Raw genomic sequence first — 20554 nt, 5'->3', positions numbered from 1 at the left:
ACCACGGGGTTTCCCGAAGCGGGCCGGGATCAGCCCTCGGTCAGGCCCGCCACCAGCTCGTCCGCCGCCTGGTACGGGTCCAGCTCACCGGCGGTGATCCGCTCCGCGAGGGCGCTCAGCCGGCGGTCGCCGTGCAGGTCGCCGATGCGCTCGCGCAGGGCCGTGACCGCGATGGTCTCCACCTCGTGGGCGGCGCGGGCGCGGCGCCGCTCCGCGAGGACGCCCCGCTCCTCCATCCAGGCCCGGTGCTTCTCCAGCGCCTCGACCACCTCGTCGACGCCCTCGGAGCGCGCGGCGACCGTCTTGACGATGGGCGGGCGCCAGTCGCCGGGGCCGCGGGCCTCGCCGAGGCCCAGCATGTGGTTCAGCTCGCGGGCGGTGGCGTCCGCGCCGTCCCGGTCGGCCTTGTTGACGACGTAGACGTCGCCGATCTCCAGGATGCCGGCCTTGGCCGCCTGGATGCCGTCGCCCATCCCCGGGGCCAGCAGGACGACGGACGTGTCGGCCTGGGAGGCGATCTCCACCTCCGACTGGCCCACGCCGACCGTCTCGACCAGGATCACGTCGCAGCCCGCCGCGTCCAGTACGCGGATCGCCTGCGGGGCGGCCCAGGCGAGCCCGCCCAGGTGGCCGCGGGTGGCCATGGAGCGGATGTAGACGCCCGGGTCGGAGGCGTGCTCCGACATCCGCACCCGGTCGCCGAGCAGCGCGCCGCCGGAGAACGGCGAGGACGGGTCGACGGCCAGGACACCGACCCGCTTGCCCTGCTTGCGGTACGCCGTCACCAGCGCGGACGTGGACGTCGACTTGCCCACGCCCGGGGAGCCGGTCAGACCGACGACGTACGCGTTGCCGGTCAGCGGCGCGAGCGTCCGCATGACCTCCCGCAACTGCGGGGACGCCCCCTCGACCAAGGAGATCAGCCGGGCCACGGCCCTCGGCCGGCCTTCCCTGGCCTGGGCCACCAGAGAGGAGACGTCCTGCATCACAGCTCCGTTCACATGATCCACGTACGCGGTCCGCGTACGAGAGGTCCTACGAATGAGGTCGGGCGGGTGTTACCCGGCTCAGGCCTTCGGCACCCGGACGATCAGCGCGTCGCCCTGACCGCCGCCGCCGCACAGCGCGGCCGCGCCGACGCCGCCACCGCGCCGCTTCAGCTCCAGCGCCAGGTGCAGCACGAGACGGGCGCCGGACATCCCGATCGGGTGACCCAGGGCGATGGCGCCGCCGTTCACGTTCACCTTTTCCGTGGACACGCCCAGGTCCTTCATTGACTGCACGGCCACGGCGGCGAACGCCTCGTTGATCTCGACGAGGTCCAGGTCGGAGACCTCGAGCCCCTCCTTCTTCAGGGCGTGCTGGATGGCGTTGGAGGGCTGGGACTGCAGGGAGTTGTCCGGTCCTGCGACGTTGCCGTGGGCGCCGATCTCGGCGATCCACTCCAGGCCCAGCTCCTCGGCCTTGGCCTTGCTCATCACGACCACGGCCGCGGCGCCGTCGGAGATCTGCGAGGAGGAGCCGGCGGTGATCGTGCCGTCCTTGGCGAAGGCCGGGCGCAGCTTGGCCAGGCCTTCGGCCGTGGTGTCGCCGCGGATGCCCTCGTCCTTGCTGAACAGGACCGGGTCGCCCTTGCGCTGCGGGATCTCCACCGGGGTGATCTCGGCCTCGAAGACGCCGTTCTTCTGCGCGGCGGCGGCCCGCTGGTGGGACAGGGCGGCGATCTCGTCCTGCTCGGCGCGCCCGATGCCCAGGCGGGTGTTGTGCTTCTCCGTCGACGCGCCCATGGCGATGCCCTCGAAGGAGTCGGTCAGGCCGTCGTGGGCCATCGCGTCCAGCATCTCCACCGCGCCGTACTTGTAGCCCTCGCGGGACTTCGGCAGGAGGTGCGGGGCGTTGGTCATGGACTCCTGGCCGCCGGCCACGACCACGTCGAACTCACCCGCACGGATCAACTGGTCGGCGAGCGCGATGGCGTCCAGACCGGACAGGCACACCTTGTTGATGGTGAGCGCCGGAACGCTCATCGGGATGCCGGCCTTGACCGCGGCCTGACGGGCCGGGATCTGCCCCGCCCCGGCCTGCAGCACCTGGCCCATGATCACGTACTGCACCTGGTCGCCCCCGATCCCCGCGCGGTCGAGGGCGGCCTTGATCGCGAAGCCGCCGAGGTCGGCTCCGGAGAAGGACTTCAGCGAGCCCAGCAGCCGCCCCATGGGCGTCCGAGCGCCCGCGACGATCACCGAGCCGGTCGTACCGGAAGTTCCAGAAGACATGAGCTGCGATCCCCTTACCGGCCTGCACAGCCGAGGAGTGAACGAGGGTTTACTTCGAATGTACTGAGGCGTACTCCGCCCCGTCATCGGGCCGTCGGTGTGATCGCGCGCACGTTGCGTAACCACCCCGGTGGCGATGCACTGATTCCATGCTGACGCGAATCGACCACATCGGGATCGCCTGCCACGACCTCGACGCCACCGTCGAGTTCTACCGGACCACGTACGGCTTCGAGGTGTTCCACACCGAGGTCAACGAGGAGCAGGGCGTGCGCGAGGCCATGCTCAAGATCAACGACACCTCCGACGGAGGGGCTTCCTACCTGCAGCTTCTCGAACCGACCCGCGAGGACTCCACCGTCGCGAAGTGGCTCGCCAAGAACGGCGAGGGCGTGCACCACATCGCCTTCGGCACGGCGGACGTCGACGCGGACGCGGCCGCCGTCCGCGACAAGGGCGTACGCGTTCTGTACGACGAGCCGCGACGCGGCTCGATGGGGTCCCGGATCACCTTCCTGCACCCCAAGGATTGCCACGGTGTCCTGACAGAACTGGTCACTTCGGCGGCTGTTGAGTCGGCTGAGCACTGACTCCCGTACATAAGGGCCGGTAGGGTTGGGGGCGGTCGTCCCCCGAGCGGGGACGACCCGGTCCTGCCGTCGAGAACGACAGGACCGCCGGGGTCCGTGTTTCGGGGGACGAGCGGCGGGGCAGCAGCCCGTGCTCCGCTGTTGATCTGACACCATTTCCCGGGGGCCCCGTCCGGCGGATGGACGGAGCTCGTTTGGACAGGCTTGCGACCAGGGGACGGATGGGACCGCGCAGTGCGGGGCTACGAACGCCAGGAGCGAGAGCCGGCGGCTGACGTCGACCACCTCTCTCGGTTCGAGGCCGAGATGGATCGGCTGAAGACCGAGCGGGAGAAGGCGATCCAGCACGCCGAGGACCTCGGCTACCAGGTCGAGGTGCTGCGCGCCAAGCTGCACGAGGCGCGCCGCACCATCATGTCCCGGCCCGCCTACGACGGCGCCGACCTCGGCTACCAGGCCGAGCAGTTGCTGCGCAACGCGCAGGTGCAGGCCGACCAGATCCGCGCCGACGCCGAGCGCGAGTTGAGCCAGGCCAGGGCGCAGACCCAGCGCATCCTTCAGGAGCACGCGGAGCAGGCCGCTCGCCTTCAGGCCGAGCTGCACGCCGAGGCGGTCAACCGGCGCCAGCAGCTCGATCAGGAGCTCGCCGAGCGCCGGCAGACCGTCGAATCGCACGTCAACGAGAACGTGGCGTGGGCGGAGCAGCTGCGCGCCCGCACCGAGCAGCAGGCCCGGCGTCTGCTGGACGAGTCCCGCGCCGAGGCCGAGCAGGCCATGTCGGCCGCCCGCGCCGAGGCCGAGCGGCTGGCCACCGAGGCCCGGCAGCGCCTGCAGAGCGACGCCGAGGCGGCCCGCGCGGAGGCCGAGCAGATCCTGCGCCGCGCCCGCACCGACGCCGAGCGGCTGCTGAACGCCGCCTCCAACCAGGCCCAGGAAGCCACCGACCACGCCGAGCGGCTGCGCTCCGCCACCGCCAGCGAGTCGGACGCCGCCCGCCGCCAGGCCGCCGAGCTGAGCCGGTCCGCCGAGCAGCGCATGGCCGAGGCCGAGGACGCGCTGCGCAAGGCGCAGACCGAGGCCGAGAAGCTGGTCACCGAGGCCAAGGATTCCGCGGCCAAGACGCTCGCCGGCGCCGAGTCGGCCAACGAGCAGCGCACACGCACCGCCAAGGAGCAGGTCGCCCGGCTGGTCCAGGAGGCCACCAAGGAGGCCGAGGCCACCAGGTCCGAGGCCGAGCAACTGGTCGCGGACGCCCGCGCCGAGGCGGAGAAGATCGTCGCGGAGGCCTCCGAGAAGGCCCGTACGATCACCGCCGAGGAGAGCGCGACCCAGCTGTCCAAGGCGGCGAAGACCGCCGAGGACGTGCTGAACAAGGCGTCGGAGGACGCCAAGGGGACCACGAAGGCGGCGGCCGAGGAGGCCGAGCGGATCCGCAAGGAGGCCGAGGCCGAGGCGGACCGGCTGCGCTCCGAGGCGCACGACCTGGCCGAGCAGCTCAAGGGCGCCGCCAAGGACGACACCAAGGAGTACCGCGCCAAGACGGTCGAGCTCCAGGAGGAGGCCCGCCGGCTGCGCGGCGAGGCCGAGCAGCTGCGGGCCGACGCGGTCGCCGAGGGCGAGAAGATCCGCTCCGAGGCCCGGCGCGAGGCCGTGGTGCAGATCGAGGAGGGGGCCAAGTCCGCCGAGGAGCTGCTGGCCAAGGCGAAGGCCGACGCCGACGAGCTGCGCGGCACCGCGCAGAGCGACAGCGAGAAGGTCCGCACCGAGGCCATCGAGCGGGCCACCACGCTGCGCCGGCAGGCCGAGGAGACCCTGGAGCGCACCCGCAAGGAGGCCGAGCGGCACCGCGCCGAGGCCACCGAGCAGGCCGAGTCGGTCCAGGCGGACGCCGAGCGGGCCGCGCGCGAGCTGCGCGAGGAGACCGAGCAGGCGGTAGCCGCCCGGAAGGCGGAGGCCACCGAGGAGCTCACCCGGCTGCACACCGAGGCCGAGGAGCGGCTGGCGGACGCCGAGAAGGCGCTGACCGACGCCCGCGAGGAGGCCTCCCGCATCCGCCGTGAGGCGGCGGAGGAGGCCGAGCGGCTGCGCACCGAGGCCGCCGAGCGCATCCGGACGCTGCAGCAGCAGGCGGAGACGGAGGCCGAGCGGCTGCGTACCGAGGCCGCCGCCGACGCGTCCGCCTCCCGCGCCGAGGGCGAGTCCGTCGCCGTACGGCTGCGTTCGGAGGCCGCGGCGGAGGCCGAGCGGCTCAAGGCGGAGGCCCAGGACACCGCGGACCGCGTGCGCGCGGAGGCGCAGGCAGCCGCGGAGCGGCTGGGCGCGGAGGCGTCGGAGACGCTGGCCGCCGCCCAGGAGGAGGCCGCCCGGCGCCGCCGTGAGGCCGAGGAACTGCTCGGTGCCGCGCGCGCCGAGGCCGACCAGGAGCGCGAGCGGGCCCGCGAGCAGAGCGAGGAGCTGCTGGCCTCGGCCCGCAAGCGGGTGGAGGAGGCGCAGGCCGAGGCCACCCGTCTGGTGGAGGAGGCCGATCGGCGCGCCACCGAGATGGTGTCGGCCGCCGAGCAGCACGCGCAGCAGGTGCGGGACTCCGTCGCCGGGCTGCACGAGCAGGCGCAGGAGGAGATCGCCGGGCTGCGTTCGGCCGCCGAGCACGCGGCGGAGCGGACCCGCCGGGAGGCCGAGGAGGAGGCGGACCGGGTCCGCACCGACGCCTACGCCGAGCGGGAGCGGGCGAGCGAGGACGCGGGCCGGCTGCGCGGCGAGGCCCGGGAGGAGACCGAGGCCGCCAAGGTGCTCGCCGAGCGGACCGTGTCCGAGGCGATCGCGGAGGCGGAGCGGATCCGCGCGGACGTCTCCGAGCACGCCCAGCGGGTACGCACCGAGGCCTCCGACACCATCGCGCAGGCCGAGCAGGACGCCTCCCGCACCCGCGCGGAGGCCCGCGAGGACGCCAACCGCATCCGGTCGGAGGCGGCCACCCAGGCGGACACACTCATCTCCGAGGCGCGTTCGGAGGCGGAGCGGCTCCAGACGGAGACGATCGCGGAGGCCGACCGGGTCCGCGCCGATTCCGTCGCCAAGGCGGAGAAGCTGATCTCGGACGCCACCGGGGACGCGGAGCGGCTGCGCGCCGGCGCCGCGGAGACGGTCGGCTCCGCGCAGGCGCACGCCGAGCGGGTCCGCGCCGAGTCCGAGCGGGTCGGGTCCGAGGCGCGGGCGGAGGCCGAGCGGCTGGTGGGCACGGCCCGCGAGGAGGCCGACCGGACCCTGGACGAGGCCCGCCGGGACGCCAACAAGCGGCGCTCGGAGGCGGCCGAGCAGGTCGACACGCTCATCACCGAGACCACCGCCGAGGCCGACAAGCTGCTCACCGAGGCGCAGGCGAGCGCGGTCAAGACGAAGGCGGACGCCGAGTCCCAGGCCGACACGATGGTGGGCGCGGCCCGCAAGGAGGCCGACCGGATCCTGTCCGAGGCGAAGGTCGAGGGCAACACCACGGTGGAGAAGGCCCGTACGGACGCGGACGAGCTGCTCGTCGGCGCCCGCCGGGACGCCACCCAGATCCGGGAGCGCGCGGAGGAGCTGCGCGAGCGCCTGACGACCGAGATCGAGGAACTGCACGAGCGGGCCCGTCGCGAGGCGGCCGAGACGATGAAGTCGGCCGGCGACCGCTGCGACGCGCTCATCAAGGCGGCCGAGGAGCAGCTGGCCAAGGCGCAGTCCAAGGCGAAGGAGATCGTCTCGGAGGCCAACTCCGAGGCGGGCAAGGTGCGGATCGCCGCGGTGAAGAAGGCCGAGGGGCTGCTGAAGGAGGCCGAGCTGAAGAAGGCCACGCTCGTGAAGGAGGCCGAGGAGCTCAAGGCCGAGGCGGTCCGCGAGGCCCGGCGCACGGTCGAGGAGGGCAAGCGCGAGCTGGAGATCCTGGTGCGCCGGCGCGAGGACATCAACGCCGAGATCTCCCGGGTCCAGGACGTGCTGGAGGCGCTGGAATCGTTCGAGGCGCCGTCCGGGAAGGACGGCGCGGTGAAGGCCGGCGCGACGGTGGGGGCACCCCGGTCGGGTGGCAAGTCGTCAGACAGCTAGCCTGTAGGCGGATTCCGGCCTTCTGGGTGGTTTGACCGGTTCTTTGGCAAGCCCTGGAACGGTCAGCCACTCAAAAGAGGTGTCATTCTCCAGATCAAACACGTATCCGCTCGATGACACACCGCTTCGGCCCCTAGGATTCCACCTATCACCTCACCGGTCTCATTCGGACAGGAACCCCATGAGCGACACTTCCCCCTACGGCTTCGAGCTTGTGCGGCGTGGGTACGACCGCGCTCAGGTGGACGAACGTATCTCCAAGCTCGTCTCCGATCGTGACAGTGCTCTCGCCCGCATCACCGCCCTGGAGAAGCGCATCGAGGAGCTCCACCTCGAGACGCAGAATGCGCAGGCCCAGGTCGGCGACGCCGAGCCGTCGTACGCGGGCCTCGGCGCGCGGGTCGAGAAGATCCTCCGCCTCGCCGAGGAGGAGGCCAAGGACCTGCGTGAGGAGGCCCGGCGCGCGGCCGAACAGCACCGCGAACTCGCCGAGTCGGCGGCCCAGCAGGTGCGCAACGACGCCGAGTCCTTCGCCTCGGACCGCAAGGCCAAGGCCGAGGACGAGGGCGTCCGGATCGTCGAGAAGGCCAAGGGCGAGGCCTCCCAGCTGCGCGCCGACGCGCAGAAGGACGCGCAGTCCAAGCGGGAGGAGGCGGACGCCCTCTTCGAGGAGACCCGCGCCAAGGCCGCGCAGGCCGCCGCCGACTTCGAGACGAACCTCGCCAAGCGGCGCGAGCAGTCCGAGCGTGACCTGGCCTCCCGTCAGGCCAAGGCCGAGAAGCGGCTGGCGGAGATCGAGCACCGCGCCGAGCAGCTCCGCCTGGAGGCGGAGAAGCTGCGCACCGACGCCGAGCGCCGCGCCCGCCAGACGGTGGAGACGGCCCAGCGCCAGGCCGAGGACATCGTGGCCGACGCCAACGCCAAGGCGGACCGCATCCGTTCGGAATCCGAGCGCGAGCTCGCGGCGCTCACCAACCGCCGCGACTCCATCAACGCTCAGCTGACGAACGTGCGCGAGATGCTGGCGACCCTCACCGGTGCCGCCGTGGCCGCCGCGGGCGCCCCGACCGAGGACGAGCCGATCTCCCGCGGCGTCCCGGCCCAGCAGTCCCGCTGACCCACGTTCACCGGGCCCGACCGCGGCTGACATCCGCCGCTGACCGCGAAGCTCTCCGCCCCAGGGGTGGCGGAGAGCTTCGCGGCGTTCTAGCGTGTCCGGCATGATCGAACTGGAGGGGTTGACCAAGCGGTACGGAGAGAAGCTGGCGGTCGACGGCCTCAGCTTCACCGTCCGGCCGGGCACCGTCACCGGGTTCCTCGGGCCCAACGGCGCCGGGAAGTCCACGACGATGCGGATGATCCTCGGCCTCGACCGGCCCACCTCCGGGTACGTCCGCATCGACGGCCGGCACTACCACGAGCTCAGGGACCCGCTGACGTACATCGGCGCGCTGCTGGACGCCAAGGCCATGCACGGCGGGCGCAGCGCCTACAACCACCTGCTGTGCCTCGCCCAGAGCAACGGTATCCCCACCCACCGGGTGAACGAGGTCCTGGACACCGTCGGCCTGACCCCGGTGGCGCGGAAGAAGGCCAAGGGCTTCTCGCTCGGCATGAGCCAGCGGCTCGGCATCGCCGGCGCGCTGCTCGGCGACCCGCGGATCCTGATGTTCGACGAGCCGGTCAACGGCCTCGATCCCGAGGGCATCCACTGGATCCGCGGTCTGATGAAGTCCCTCGCCGCCCAGGGCCGTACGGTGTTCGTCTCCTCGCATCTGATGAGCGAGATGGCGCTGACCGCCGACCACCTCGTCGTCATCGGCCAGGGCCGGCTGCTCGCCGACACCTCCATGGCCGACTTCATCGAGCGGAACTCCCGTTCCCACGTCCGGGTCCGCACCCCGCAGCACGAACGCCTGCTCGACGTGCTGCACGGGGCCGGGATCACGGCCGTGCCGGGCGAGGGCGGGCTGCTCCAGGTCGAGGGCGGCAAGGCCGAGCGCGTCGGCGAGCTGGCCGCACAGCACCAGGTCGTGCTGCACGAACTGAGCAGTCAGCAGTCGTCGCTGGAGGAGGCGTTCATGCGGCTGACGGCCGGGGCGGTGGAGTACCACGCGCACACCGGCCAGGCCGTGCCGGAAGAGGCGCCCGCCCAGCCGCGCGGCGCCGACAGCGAGAAGGAGGGCTGAGCGATGGCGGCGACTCAGGTCATCAGGTCCGAGTGGACCAAGATCCGGTCGGTGGCGTCCACGGTGTGGACGCTGTCCCTGACGGCGGTCGTCACGATCGCCCTCGGCATGCTGATCTCGGCCCTGTCGAAGCACGCGTTCGACAGCATGGACGAACGGGACCGGTTCTCCTTCGACCCGACCTACGTCAGCTTCGCCGGCATGGGGCTCGGGCAGCTGGCGATGATCGTGTTCGCGGTGCTGGTGGTGTCCAACGAGTACAGCACCGGCATGATCCGCACCTCGCTGGCCGCCGTCCCGCAGCGCGGCGCCTTCCTGGCGAGCAAGGTGGCGGTGGCGACCGGGCTGGCCCTCGTGGTGGGCATGGTCACCAGCTTCGCCTCGTTCTTCCTCGGGCAGGCGATGCTCGGATCGCTCGGCACCTCCCTCGGCGAGCCGGGCGTGCTGCGCGCGGTCGTCGGCGGCGGCCTCTACATGGCCCTCATCGCGATGTTCTCGATGGGCGTCACCGTGATGCTGCGCTCGCCGATGCTGTCGCTGGGCATCCTGATGCCGTTCTTCTTCCTGATCTCCAACATCCTCGCCAACGTCTCGGCGACGAAGAAGATCGGCCGCTTCCTGCCCGACCAGGCCGGCGGCCGCATCATGCAGGTGGTTCCGCGAGTCGGCGACGACACCCCCTACGGCCCCTGGGGCGGCCTCGGGATCATGCTGCTGTGGGTGATCGCGGCGCTCGCCGGAGGGTACGTACTGCTGCGGAAGCGGGATGCCTGAGCACGCACGCTTTTACTTTCTTTTGGGCGGAACCGTCAGCGCCCGGATATCCTCCTAACCCTTACGGGGGGCGTGCGCCCCGCTTACCTGAACCATTCGATGGGTGCGGAGCATGATCGAGGCAGTCGGCCTGACCAAGCGCTATGGCGACAAGACCGCCGTGCACAACCTCTCCTTCCAGGTACGGCCGGGTGCCGTCACCGGCTTCCTCGGTCCGAACGGCTCGGGCAAGTCGACGACGATGCGGATGATCCTGGGGCTGGACAACCCCACCGCGGGGTCGGTGACGATCGGCGGTCATCCGTACCGCACGCTGCCGAACGCGCCCCGCCAGGTCGGCGCCCTGCTGGACGCGAAGGCGGTGCACGGCGGCCGGTCCGCGCGCAACCACCTGCTGTCCCTGGCGCAGCTGTCCGGCATCCCGGCCCGCCGCGTCGACGAGGTGCTCGGGGTCGTGGGCCTCCAGGACGTGGCGAGGAAACGCTCCAAGGGCTTCTCCCTCGGCATGGGCCAGCGGCTGGGCATCGCCGCCGCGCTGCTGGGCGACCCGCAGGTGCTGCTGTTCGACGAGCCGGTGAACGGTCTCGACCCCGAGGGCATCCTCTGGGTGCGCAATCTGATGAAGTCGCTCGCGGCGGAGGGACGGACCGTGTTCGTCTCCAGTCATCTGATGAGCGAGATGGCACTGACCGCCGACCATCTGATCGTCATCGGGCGCGGGCAGCTGCTCGCCGACATGAGTGTGACGGACTTCATCTCCGCGAACTCCGCGGACTTCGCGCGGGTCCGCACGCCCGACACCGAGCCGCAGCAGCGGGAGAAGCTGACGTCCGCGCTGACCGAGGCGGGCGGGCACGTGCTGCCCGAGCAGGACGGCGCGCTGCGCGTGACCGGGCTGCCGCTGCCGCGCATCAGCGACCTCGCGCACGAGGCGGACGTACGCCTGTGGGAGCTGTCGCCGCACCAGGCCTCGCTGGAGGAGGCGTACATGCGGATGACCCAGGGGGCCGTCGACTACCGCTCCACGATCGACCAGAAGGCCGGGCTGATGCAGCCGCTGCCGCCCGGTGCCGAGCCGCCCGTGCCGATTCCCGGTCAGGGCCAGCCCGGCTGGTACGCGCCGCCACCGCCCCCGCCGGGCGGACAGCCGTTCGCGGGCCCGCAGGGCGCCCCCGGCGCGCAGCCGAACCCGTACGCCGCTCCGGGCGCGGGCCACCCCGGCCCCTACGGCGCCCCGAACGCGGGCGTCCCGAACCCGTACGCGCAGAGCGCGCCGCAGGCCCCTCAGGTGCCCGCCCAGTCCGCCGGCGCGCCGCACGGAGGGGCCGCCGCACCGGCCGCCGCGCCCGCCTCCCCCGCGCCGCAGGCCGCCGCCGCGCCCGCCGCCGACTCCACCAAGCCCGAGGACACCCGATGAGCACGCCGCAGACTCCTGTGCCGCAGGCCGCACCGCCCGCCTGGGAGGCGGCGACCGGTTCCCCCCAGCCCGGCTACACCTCGCCGATCCCCGTCGTCCGCACGCACCTCGGGCACGCCCTCGCCTCGGAGTGGACGAAGATCAAGTCGGTGCGCTCCACGATCTGGACGCTCGGGGTGTTCGTCCTGCTCGTGGTCGGGATCGGGCTGTTGGTCGGCCTGATCATCGCCAACTCCGCAGGGGAGATACACGGCGACGAGAACATGCTGTCGCTGGGCTTCTTCGGGCTGCTGCTCGGCAGCATCTGCATCATCACGCTCGGCGTGCTGACCACGGCCTCGGAGTACGGCACCGGCATGATCCGGACCACGATGACGGCCTGCCCGAGCCGTGGGCGGGTGCTCACGGCCAAGGCGGTGGTGTTCTTCCTGGTCGCGTTCACGGTGACCCTGGTCTCCACCGGCGTGGTCGGCCTCGCGCAGACGGCCATGTTCGACGGCATCGGCGCCCGGCAGCCCACCGGACCGGAGTGGTTCAAGGCCACTGTGGGCGTCAGCCTCTACATGGCCCTGCTCGGGCTGTTCTCGCTCGTCATCGGCTCGGTGCTGCGGCACTCGGCGGGCGCCATCACGATCATGATCGGTGTCGTGCTCGCCCCGCTGGTGATCGCGCTGTTCATGTTCACTCGCTCGCTGGAGAAGGTGCGCCAGTTCCTGTTCGAGTACTCGATCCCGAACCAGCTGAGCGTCTTCTACTCCAACTCCCTCACCGATTCCGGCCCGACCGGCTGGGACCCGCTGTGGATCCTGCTGGGCGCGACGGCCGCCGCGTTCGCCGGCGCCTGGGCCCTGCTGCGGAGCCGGGACGTCTGAGCGACCGGAACCGCGGCTGGTGCTGTGCACAGCACCAGTGCCCCGACAGGCAACGTTTGCCCCGTCGCGGCACTAGAACCGCGGCGCGTTACGGGACCGCTGCACCCGCGTGGTGCGGCGGTCCTTGGCGTTCCAGCACGCCTTGTGCCAGTGCCGGCGGTCGTCCACGCCCGCGTGCTGGGGCCAGGCCACCACGTGCGGGACGCCGGAGGGGATCAACTGGTCGCAGCCGGGGCAGCGGTACGTCTTGCCATCGGCGCTGGAGCCCGCGACATGGCGCACGCTGAAGTCGTCGCCCTGCCAGCTCTCGGTGGACTGCCAGCCGCCGTAGCGGCCCGCGGTGTCGTCCTCGGCACTCCGGCCGGACGAGGCGGCGCCTCTCCCATCCTTGGGTCGGTTGCGGCGGGGGGACACGGGACACCTCACGAAGCCGTATGGGAGACAGGGACCTTCTCCAGCCTACGCGGCGCCACTACGGCCGGGTAAGGAGAACCAACCACCACAAGTCCCCTTCCCGGACAACCCATTCCGCAGACAATCCGCAAATCTCTTCGCCAAGCCGTGTCCTCGGCACGTGTCGCCCGGTTATGCCGGGTGGGGGAGCTCCGTGTCGGAGCCGAGGAAGCAGGAAAGAGCAATGCACGTAGGAAGTTTCGTGCTGGCGGCCCAGTTCCCCGGGCAGGGCCAAGGCGAGGCGCTGCACCGGGCGGTCCGCTCCGCGGAGGTCGCCGAGGAGGCCGGGCTGGACGCGGTCTGGCTGGGCGAGCACCACTTCGTCCCGTACGGGACGTGCCCGTCGGCGATCACCCTGGCCGCGCTGCTGCTCGGCCGCACCCGCCGTCTGCGGGTGGGTACGGCGGTCAGCGTGCTGCCCACGGTCCACCCGGTCGCGCTCGGCGAGCAGGCGGCGCTGCTGCACGTGACGAGCGGCGGGCGGTTCTCGCTGGGCGTGGGGCGCGGCGGCCCGTGGGTGGACCTCGAAGTGTTCGGCATGGGACTGGAGGCGTACGAGAAGGGGTTCCCGGAGTCGCTGGACCTGCTGGTGCGCTGGCTGCGTGAGCCGTCGGTGTCGGCCTCGGGAGAACGGTTCGCCTTCCGCGAGGTCCCCGTCGTACCGCGCCCGTCGGAGGCGCTGACCCAGACCCCGGGCCCCGAGGTCGTCGTCGCCTGCACCTCCCCGGCGAGCGTGCGGCTGGCCGCCGAGCGCGGGCTGCCGATGCTGCTGGGGATGCACGTCGGGGACGAGGAGAAGGCCGAGATGGTCGCCGTGTGGCAGCGGTATGCGCGCGCGGCGGGCCGGCCGGACGAGGAGATCCGTGGCGCCGCCCATGTCTCGGCGGGCGTCTGCCAGATCGCGGACCGGCGCACGGACGCGGTGGAGACACTGCTGAAGGCGATGCCGGGCTGGCTGAAACAGGGCCTGGACGCCCATGTCACCGTGGACGGCCGGACCCGCCGGATGCGCGATCCCCTGGAGTACACCGAGCTGCTCTGCGGACTGCACCCGGTGGGCACCCCGCGGCTGTGCGCCGACCGGCTCGCGGCGACCTCCGAGCGGACCGGCATCTCCCGCTTCGCCCTGCTCACGGAGGGCTCGGGCGATCTGGCGGCGACGGAGGAGAACCTGCGACGGCTCGGCGCCGAGGTACTCCCCCACCTCTGCTGACCGGGAGCGCGCCGTGGGAAGCTTGCCGCCCCTGTGGTCCATCCACCTCCCGCGGACGGAGCGGCAAGCAAGCGCCTCATGGCGTCAGCAGTCCCGTAGTTCCGGGGACTGGTTGAGGAGCTGGTTGCGCACCGAGGTGAAACGGGCCAGCGTCTCGTCGACCGAGGCGTCCAGCGGGAACACCGCCACCCGGTGGCAGTTCTGGAAGGCGAGCCGCACACCGAAGTGCCGCTGCAGCGCGCCGCGTATGGCGTCACTCGCCAGCGCACGCAGCAGCTGACCGCGTGCCTGCTCGTCCGGCGGGGGCGTCTGGTTGTCGGCGAACTGGCCGCCGTCCACCTTCAGCTGGGCCACCAGGGAGCTGATCATCTCCCACGCGTAGGGCAGGGAGGTCCGGACGCAGTCGACGAAGTCAGCTTCGTCGACCTCGCCTCGCTCGGCCGCTTCGAGTAGGGCCGGTGAGACGTCGAGCGACATGGGTTCTCCTCTCGCACCCCCGAACGACAGGGGTTGCCGGACAGATAAGGGGGCACGCGACTCCCGACACGGTGAGTACACGGGTCGCGACCTCCCGTTCACTACGGTAGGCACAAGAACGGACGCCCACCAGGCGAATGCATATACAGACCGGGCTAGTTGGGCACACAATCGGCCACAAGTGAACACGGGTGATCCAGGGAAAAATGGGGCGCCCCACGAGGACTCCCGGCGGCCGCCCGGCGGAAGGCCCCCGGGCGAATCGCGCGCACCGCCGTCCGTCCAGTAGCGTTGCCGACCATGCGTCTCGTCATTGCCCGGTGCGCCGTCGACTACGCCGGCCGGCTCACCGCCCATCTGCCGTCAGCGCCCCGTCTGATCCTGGTCAAGGCGGACGGCAGCGTCTCGATCCACGCGGACGACCGCGCCTACAAGCCGCTGAACTGGATGTCCCCGCCGTGCACGCTCAAGGAGGGCACCGGTGACGAGGAGGGCGTCTGGACCGTCGTCAACAAGGCGGGCGAGAAGCTCATCATCACGATGGAGGAGGTCCTGCACGACTCCTCGCACGAACTCGGCGTGGATCCGGGGCTGATCAAGGACGGCGTGGAAGCGCACCTCCAGGAACTGCTCGCCGACCGCATCGAGACGCTCGGCGAGGGCTACACCCTGATCCGCCGCGAGTACATGACGGCCATCGGCCCGGTCGACATCCTGTGCCGGGACGCCGAGGGCCGGACGGTCGCGGTCGAGATCAAGCGGCGCGGCGAGATCGACGGCGTGGAACAGCTCACCCGCTACCTCGAACTGCTGAACCGCGACCCCCACCTCGCCCCGGTCCGCGGCGTCTTCGCGGCCCAGGAGATCAAGCCGCAGGCCCGCGTCCTCGCCACCGACCGCGGCATCGGCTGCCAGGTACTGGACTACGACGCCCTGCGCGGCATCGAGGACGACAAGCTGCGCCTGTTCTGAGGACGGCCGCAGGGCGCTCGTACGACGCCGGGGGCCGGGTCCGTGTCAATGCGGACCCGGCCCCCGGTTCTTCGTGGGTCAGGCGAGCGTCGCCGTGTCGGACGACTGTGTGGCCGCGCCGCTCTCGGAGGCGTCGGCCGGCGGGCCGGCCGAGAGGCCGGACGTCGGCGCCGAGGTGCCTCCGGACGGCTCCCCGGACGAACCGGCGTCGGTGCCGCCGGTGGGGCCCGTGGTGCTCCCCCCCGAGGGGTCGCCGCTGGGTTCTCCGCTGCTCCCACCCGTGGGATCACCGGTGCCACCGCCGGAGGAGCCGCCGCTCGTGGGGCCTCCGGTGCCGCCGCTGGAAGAGCCTCCGCTGCCCCCGCCCGGTGTGCCGCCGCCCGTGGAGCCCCCGGAGTTCCCGCCGGTCGTCCCACCGGTCTTCCCACCGGTGCCGCCGCCCGACGAGTCGGCGGGCCCCGACGGCTTCGGGGGCTTGGACGAGGTACCCGAGGACGTGCCGTCGCCGGACGGCGCGAGGCTCTCCGACGGCTCGGCGCCGCCCGGCGCCGGGTCCTCGGACGTGCCGGAGACGGAGCCGTGGCCCGGGTCCGTCGGACGGCTGGTCGCCGTGCCCGTGTCGCCTCCCCCGCTGCGGTCCTGCTTCGGCGTGTCGGCGCCCAGGCCGCCGTCGTCCACGTCCTGGCCGGCGGACGGATTGACGTTGTCGGAGGGGGTGTCGGGGGTGTTCTGGGAAGTGGCGCCGAGCGTCACCACGGTGCCGAGGACGGCCGCGAGCAGCGCGCCCGCGCCGGCCGCCACGAGGTTGCGCCGAGCCAGGCCCTTGATACCGACGCGGTGCTTGGCCGGGGCGTGCGGCGAACCCGGGACCGACGCCTGGTGGGTGACCAGCGTGGAGGCGTCCCCGCCGGACTGCTGGAGCGCCGGGAAGGGCGCGGGCACTCCGCCCGGCGGGGAGGCCGACTCCTCGGTGCGGGCGTCCGGCACCTCCTCGCCCGCCGTCGCGCCGAGGCCCACTGCCGTACCGGAGCGGTCGGTGACCAGGGCGAGGGCGCGGCGCCCGGCGACCGTGCCGCGCTTGTCGGCGAGCGCGCCGCGCAGCCCGATGGAGGCCTCCAGCTCGGCGCGGGCCCGGTCCAGCTGACCGCCGCAGAGCGCGATGATGCCCAGCTCGTGGTGGAAGTAGGCCTGTTCGGCGACCTCTCCGGCGAGCCGGGAGGCCTCGGTGCCGTAACGCAGCGCCCGTTCCCAGGCGTTCCAGTCGAGGCCCGCGGCGAACGCGGGGGCGGCGGTGCGGGCGAGCCGTACGGCCGTGCTCTCCTCGCCCCCGGCGGACGGCGTGGTGACCGGCACCAGCACGGCCAGCGCGGCGAGCACGGCGTCCGCCTCGGCGCACACCCGCTCCGGGGTGACCGAGGGGTGGCCGGCCCACCAGGTGTAGTGGCGGGCCGCGGTGAGGGCCTGCTCCTCGGCGTCGTCGCCGTATCCGGCGGCCTCCAGCTGGGTCAGCACACCGGCGGCGAGCCGGTAGCGGAAGCCGGCCGGGGAGACCAGGCCGCAGCTCGCCAGCTCGCCGAGCGCGGCGTCGGCGTGGGTGTCGCCGACCAGCGCGGGCAGGTGCGACTGGTGGGGCACCTCGCCGCCGAGCGCGACGGCGAACCGCAGCGTGGCCCGCGCGGAGGCGCTCAGCCGGGAGGCGAGCAGCGGAGCGGGCGCGGCGGCCTCGCCGAGCGAGGGCAGGGGCACGGCGTCGCCGTCGCCCCCGTCCAGGACGGCGTCCGCGGGCGGCGCGTCCTCGAAGACGCCGAACTCCTCGACGGCGCTGGTACCGGCCCGCAGGTGGTCGTGCTGGCTCAGCAGGGCACCGGCCTGCACGAAGCGCAGCGGCAGGCCCTCGGACTCGAACCAGAGGTCCCCGGCCCAGTTGGCCTCCTCCTCGGTGAGCACACGGGCGACGGCGCGCTCGATGAGTTCGACTCCGCCGGCCCGGTCCAGGCCGCTGAGGGAGACCTCCTCGACCTCCGACTCGGCGGACGGCGCGGGCACGTCCGGGGTCGCGCTGATCAGGAAGGCGCACTCGGGGGTGGCGTCGATCAGCTCGTCGAGCGCGCCACCGCCGACCTCGATGTCGTCCACCACGACGACCGCGCCGATCTCCCGGACGTACGCGAGCAGTTCGTCCCGGTCGGGCCGGTACCGCGGCGCGCTGTACACCGCGTGGAAGAGGTCGTACAGCAGGTCGCTCGCGGTGCGGCGGTGGCCGCTGAGGCGGACGACGCCGTCGGGGGCGAGGTCCGAACAGTCGTCGGCGACGAGGTCGAGCAGGCTGGTGCGACCGGAGCCGCCCGGCCCGGTCAGGCGTACGGAGCGGCCGCGGGCGAGCAGCCGTACCAGTTGCTCGCGCTCGTCCTGGCGCTCCAGGAGCGGTTGGGCGGACGGCGCCGGGCCGGCCGGTATGGGCGGCCCCGCCGCGCGGTCGTGCTCGGCGCGCTCGGCCGGTGTGTACTTGCGCGGCCGGTCGGGGTGCTCCCCGGGCGGGCAGGCCTCGATCTCGCTGCCGTCCACGGGGTTGACGGTGAACAGGAAGTCGCCCGAGACGAGCCGCGCCGTGCGGGCCGGTGCGGGCGCGTGCTGGACGAAGTCGGATGCGAGGGAATCCCTGGGTGGGCGCCGGCTCGGCACGTGGCCGTCGCCGCCATGGCCCATGTCCTCGGGTTCCCGGGTGTTCGGGTCCATAGGTTCCAAGCCCCCCAAAAGCGTCGTGTGCCGGACACGGCCGGCCCCTCCCGGCCTTGCCGCACACCGCGCTGTCGCTTCTGGTCCGGGCCCGCTCGAGGGTTGCTGAGCTGCGGGCGACCGAACCCTAAACCTTCGGCCAGTATCCACGACAGCCCGGGGTGCCGACCGGCCCGAGACGTCACGGTCTCATGAGGATTGCGCACCACGTACGGTTCGCCGACGTGCGCCCGGGTCTCCCCCGTCGCCCGGTTCACACCTGTTCGAACCAGGGTGACGGTGACGCGGCCCGGTCTAGACGCGGGGCAGGGACTCGACGCCGATGCCGCCCTCGATGGCGAGGATGCGGTGCAGCCGGGTGGCCACCAGCAGGCGCTGCATCTGCGGCGGCACGTCACGCAGCACCAGGCGCCGGCCGCAGCGGCCGGCCCGCCGGTGCACGCCCATGATCACGCCGAGTCCGGTGGCGTCCCAGGAATCGAGCTCGGACAGGTTGAGCACCAGGTCGCCGACACCGTCGTCGACGGCCGAGTGCAGGACCGTACGGGCGTCCGCCGCGCTGCGGACGTCGAGGCGGCCCCCGACGACCAGCTCGGCGTGGTCGCCCCTGATGTGCATATGCGCTCCCCGTGAATGCTGTGGCGTACTCCGTGGCGGTGGCTGTGCAACCTCTGACTGCTTCCGCGGCGGTCTGGTTGCTGCTTGTAAGCGAACCGATACCGAATTCACCCCGGAGGGTGACCCCAGTGGCCCTTGTGCGGTCTCAGTGCTTGTAGAAGCCCTGCCCGCTCTTGCGCCCGATGTCACCGGCGTCAACCATCCGGCGCATCAGCTCCGGCGGGGCGAACTTCTCGTCCTGGGTCTCGGTGTAGATGTTGCCGGTGGCGTGCAGCAGGATGTCGACGCCGGTCAGGTCCGCGGTGGCGAGCGGTCCCATGGCGTGGCCGAAGCCGAGCTTGCAGGCGAGGTCGATGTCCTCGGCGGTGGCGACGCCCGACTCGTAGAGCTTGGTCGCCTCGACGACGAGCGCCGAGATGAGGCGGGTGGTCACGAAGCCGGCCACATCGCGGTTGACCACGATGCAGGTCTTGCCCACGGACTCGGCGAACTCCCGTGCCCGGGCGAGGGTTTCGTCGCTGGTCTTGTAGCCGCGGACCAGCTCGACGAGCTGCATCATCGGCACCGGTGAGAAGAAGTGCACGCCGACGACCCGCTCCGGGCGCTCCGTCACGGCCGCGATCTTGGTGATCGGGATGGCGGAGGTGTTGGAGGCGAGCACGGTGTCCTCGCGGACGAGCTTGTCGAGGGTGCGGAAGATCTCGTGCTTGACCTCGAGCTTCTCGAAGACGGCCTCGACCACGAGGTCGGCGTCGGCGGCCGCGTCCAGATCGGTGGTCGTGGTGATGCGGGCGAGGGCGGCATCGGCGTCGTGCGCCTCCAGCCTGCCCTTGGTGACGAACTTGTCGTACGAGGCCTTGATACCGTCCGTGCCGCGCCTCAGTGCCTCGTCGGTGACGTCCCGCAGGACGACGTCCCAGCCCGCCTGCGCGGCGACCTGGGCGATGCCGGACCCCATGAGACCGGCCCCGATGACGGCGAGCTTCCGTGACACTGACGACTCCCCTTCGAAACGACTGCACGACGACCGCGCGGGCGCTTGGCGCTTACCCGCTGCTTACGCATGGCTCCTGTGCGGACATTAGCGCTCACGCGGGGCCTTGAGACCCGTAAGTAATGCGTGTCACTGTCTCAGGGCGTGAGACGCCCGTCACGTCCGGTGCGGCGGACTCGGCCACGAAATCCTCCCGCCCCGGGCCGGGTTGGCGCCACCCTGAAATCGCCGCACCGCGCCCGTCGCGGGAACGTCTAGATTGGCCTCATGGTCAACCTCACGCGCATCTACACCCGGACCGGAGACAAGGGCACCACCGCCCTCGGCGACATGAGCAGGGTCGCCAAGACCGATCTGCGGATCTCGGCGTACGCCGACGCCAACGAGGCGAACGCGGTGCTCGGCACGGCGATCGCGCTGGGCGGGCTCGGCGAGGACGTCGTCGAGGTCCTCACCCGGGTGCAGAACGACCTGTTCGACGTGGGCGCGGACCTGTGCACGCCGGTGGTGGAGAACCCGGAGTTCCCGCCGCTGCGGGTCGAGCAGTTCTACGTCGACCGGCTGGAGGCGGACTGCGACCGCTTCAACGCCGAGCTCGACAAGCTCCGCTCCTTCATCCTCCCCGGCGGGACGCCGGGCGCGGCCCTGCTCCACCAGGCGTGCACGGTGGTCCGCCGGGCCGAACGCTCGACCTGGGCCGCCCTGGAGGCGCACGGCGAGACGATGAACCCGCTCACCGCGACCTACCTCAACCGGCTGTCGGACCTGCTGTTCATCCTGGCGCGCACGGCCAACAAGGCCACCGGGGACGTGCTGTGGGTACCGGGCGGCGAACGCTGAGCGCTCCTCCCCGTCAGGGACGCCCCGCGCCCCCGGCGCCCCGCCCCCGCCCC

General features: G+C 72.2%; 17 protein-coding genes. 10 read left to right on the top strand and 7 right to left on the bottom strand.

What is annotated here, in order from left to right:
• Positions 1-29 precede the first annotated feature (29 nt).
• Together meaB and ACFY3J_RS31945 are read right to left on the bottom strand one after the other, a co-directional pair.
• Positions 30-986: a methylmalonyl Co-A mutase-associated GTPase MeaB gene (gene meaB, locus ACFY3J_RS31950; RefSeq protein ID WP_384171141.1), complete on the bottom strand. Its 957-nt coding sequence runs from the start codon at positions 984-986 to the stop codon at positions 30-32.
• An 81-nt stretch (positions 987-1067) separates the two neighbouring features.
• On the bottom strand, positions 1068-2276 hold the full coding sequence (locus tag ACFY3J_RS31945; protein ID WP_384171144.1) for an acetyl-CoA C-acetyltransferase: 1209 nt from the start codon (positions 2274-2276) through the stop codon (positions 1068-1070).
• Between the two features lie 149 nt (positions 2277-2425).
• Here ACFY3J_RS31945 and mce point away from each other — a divergent pair, with 149 nt between their 5' ends.
• The 7 genes from mce to ACFY3J_RS31910 all read left to right on the top strand — a co-directional run bounded on the left by mce (position 2426) and on the right by ACFY3J_RS31910 (position 12198).
• Positions 2426-2866 (top strand): methylmalonyl-CoA epimerase, encoded by a 441-nt coding sequence (gene mce, locus ACFY3J_RS31940; RefSeq protein WP_141358290.1) that lies wholly within the window; start codon positions 2426-2428, stop codon positions 2864-2866.
• A gap of 234 nt (positions 2867-3100) precedes the next feature.
• Positions 3101-6946, top strand: a complete 3846-nt coding sequence (scy, locus tag ACFY3J_RS31935) for a polarized growth protein Scy (protein WP_384171147.1) — start codon at positions 3101-3103, stop codon at positions 6944-6946.
• Between the two features lie 181 nt (positions 6947-7127).
• A complete protein-coding gene (locus ACFY3J_RS31930) occupies positions 7128-8063 on the top strand; it encodes a cellulose-binding protein (protein ID WP_141358294.1) in 936 nt (311 codons plus the stop codon).
• A gap of 103 nt (positions 8064-8166) precedes the next feature.
• Positions 8167-9135 (top strand): ABC transporter ATP-binding protein, encoded by a 969-nt coding sequence (locus ACFY3J_RS31925; protein ID WP_384171150.1) that lies wholly within the window; start codon positions 8167-8169, stop codon positions 9133-9135.
• Positions 9136-9138: 3 nt separating this feature from the next.
• Complete coding sequence (locus tag ACFY3J_RS31920; protein WP_384171153.1) at positions 9139-9909, top strand: ABC transporter permease; 771 nt, start codon at positions 9139-9141, stop codon at positions 9907-9909.
• 112 nt (positions 9910-10021) lie between these two features.
• Positions 10022-11326: an ABC transporter ATP-binding protein gene (locus ACFY3J_RS31915; RefSeq protein ID WP_384171156.1), complete on the top strand. Its 1305-nt coding sequence runs from the start codon at positions 10022-10024 to the stop codon at positions 11324-11326.
• The gene (locus ACFY3J_RS31910) at positions 11323-12198 is read left to right on the top strand and encodes an ABC transporter permease (protein ID WP_384171159.1); all 876 of its coding nucleotides are present in this window, start codon (positions 11323-11325) and stop codon (positions 12196-12198) included. The genes ACFY3J_RS31915 and ACFY3J_RS31910 overlap by 4 nt, the downstream gene beginning before the upstream one ends.
• Positions 12199-12270: 72 nt before the next feature.
• On the opposite strand, the gene ACFY3J_RS31905 is transcribed toward ACFY3J_RS31910, so the two are convergent.
• A complete protein-coding gene (locus ACFY3J_RS31905; RefSeq protein WP_384171162.1) occupies positions 12271-12612 on the bottom strand; it encodes an ATP/GTP-binding protein in 342 nt (113 codons plus the stop codon).
• A 223-nt stretch (positions 12613-12835) separates the two neighbouring features.
• On the opposite strand from ACFY3J_RS31905, the gene ACFY3J_RS31900 reads away from it, so the two are divergent.
• Entirely contained in the window at positions 12836-13864 is a 1029-nt protein-coding gene (locus tag ACFY3J_RS31900; RefSeq protein ID WP_384171165.1) for an LLM class flavin-dependent oxidoreductase, read from the top strand.
• Positions 13865-13948: 84 nt separating this feature from the next.
• Here the strand turns inward: ACFY3J_RS31900 and ACFY3J_RS31895 are convergent, their stop codons facing one another.
• Complete coding sequence (locus tag ACFY3J_RS31895) at positions 13949-14341, bottom strand: SCO5389 family protein (protein ID WP_225075600.1); 393 nt, start codon at positions 14339-14341, stop codon at positions 13949-13951.
• A 300-nt stretch (positions 14342-14641) separates the two neighbouring features.
• Between ACFY3J_RS31895 and nucS the strand changes: the two genes are divergently transcribed.
• Positions 14642-15313, top strand: a complete 672-nt coding sequence (gene nucS / locus ACFY3J_RS31890) for an endonuclease NucS (RefSeq protein ID WP_225075599.1) — start codon at positions 14642-14644, stop codon at positions 15311-15313.
• 78 nt (positions 15314-15391) lie between these two features.
• Here the strand turns inward: nucS and ACFY3J_RS31885 are convergent, their stop codons facing one another.
• The 3 genes from ACFY3J_RS31885 to ACFY3J_RS31875 all read right to left on the bottom strand — a co-directional run bounded on the left by ACFY3J_RS31885 (position 15392) and on the right by ACFY3J_RS31875 (position 19661).
• Positions 15392-18049, bottom strand: a complete 2658-nt coding sequence (locus ACFY3J_RS31885) for an ATP-binding protein (RefSeq protein ID WP_384171172.1) — start codon at positions 18047-18049, stop codon at positions 15392-15394.
• 294 nt (positions 18050-18343) lie between these two features.
• Positions 18344-18667, bottom strand: a complete 324-nt coding sequence (locus ACFY3J_RS31880; protein ID WP_141358314.1) for an STAS domain-containing protein — start codon at positions 18665-18667, stop codon at positions 18344-18346.
• A gap of 145 nt (positions 18668-18812) precedes the next feature.
• A complete protein-coding gene (locus ACFY3J_RS31875; protein ID WP_384171175.1) occupies positions 18813-19661 on the bottom strand; it encodes a 3-hydroxyacyl-CoA dehydrogenase family protein in 849 nt (282 codons plus the stop codon).
• Positions 19662-19928: 267 nt separating this feature from the next.
• Here ACFY3J_RS31875 and ACFY3J_RS31870 point away from each other — a divergent pair, with 267 nt between their 5' ends.
• Positions 19929-20501 carry a cob(I)yrinic acid a,c-diamide adenosyltransferase gene (locus tag ACFY3J_RS31870; protein WP_141358318.1) on the top strand — a complete coding sequence of 191 codons (573 nt, stop codon included), beginning with the start codon at positions 19929-19931 and terminating at the stop codon, positions 20499-20501.
• The last annotated feature ends 53 nt before the right edge of the window (positions 20502-20554 follow it).

Source organism: Streptomyces sp. NPDC001231 (genome assembly GCF_042896885.1).
GTDB lineage: Bacteria > Actinomycetota > Actinomycetes > Streptomycetales > Streptomycetaceae > Streptomyces.
Note: the sequence above shows the minus strand (reverse complement) of the source record. Positions and strands in the feature narration are given on the sequence as shown.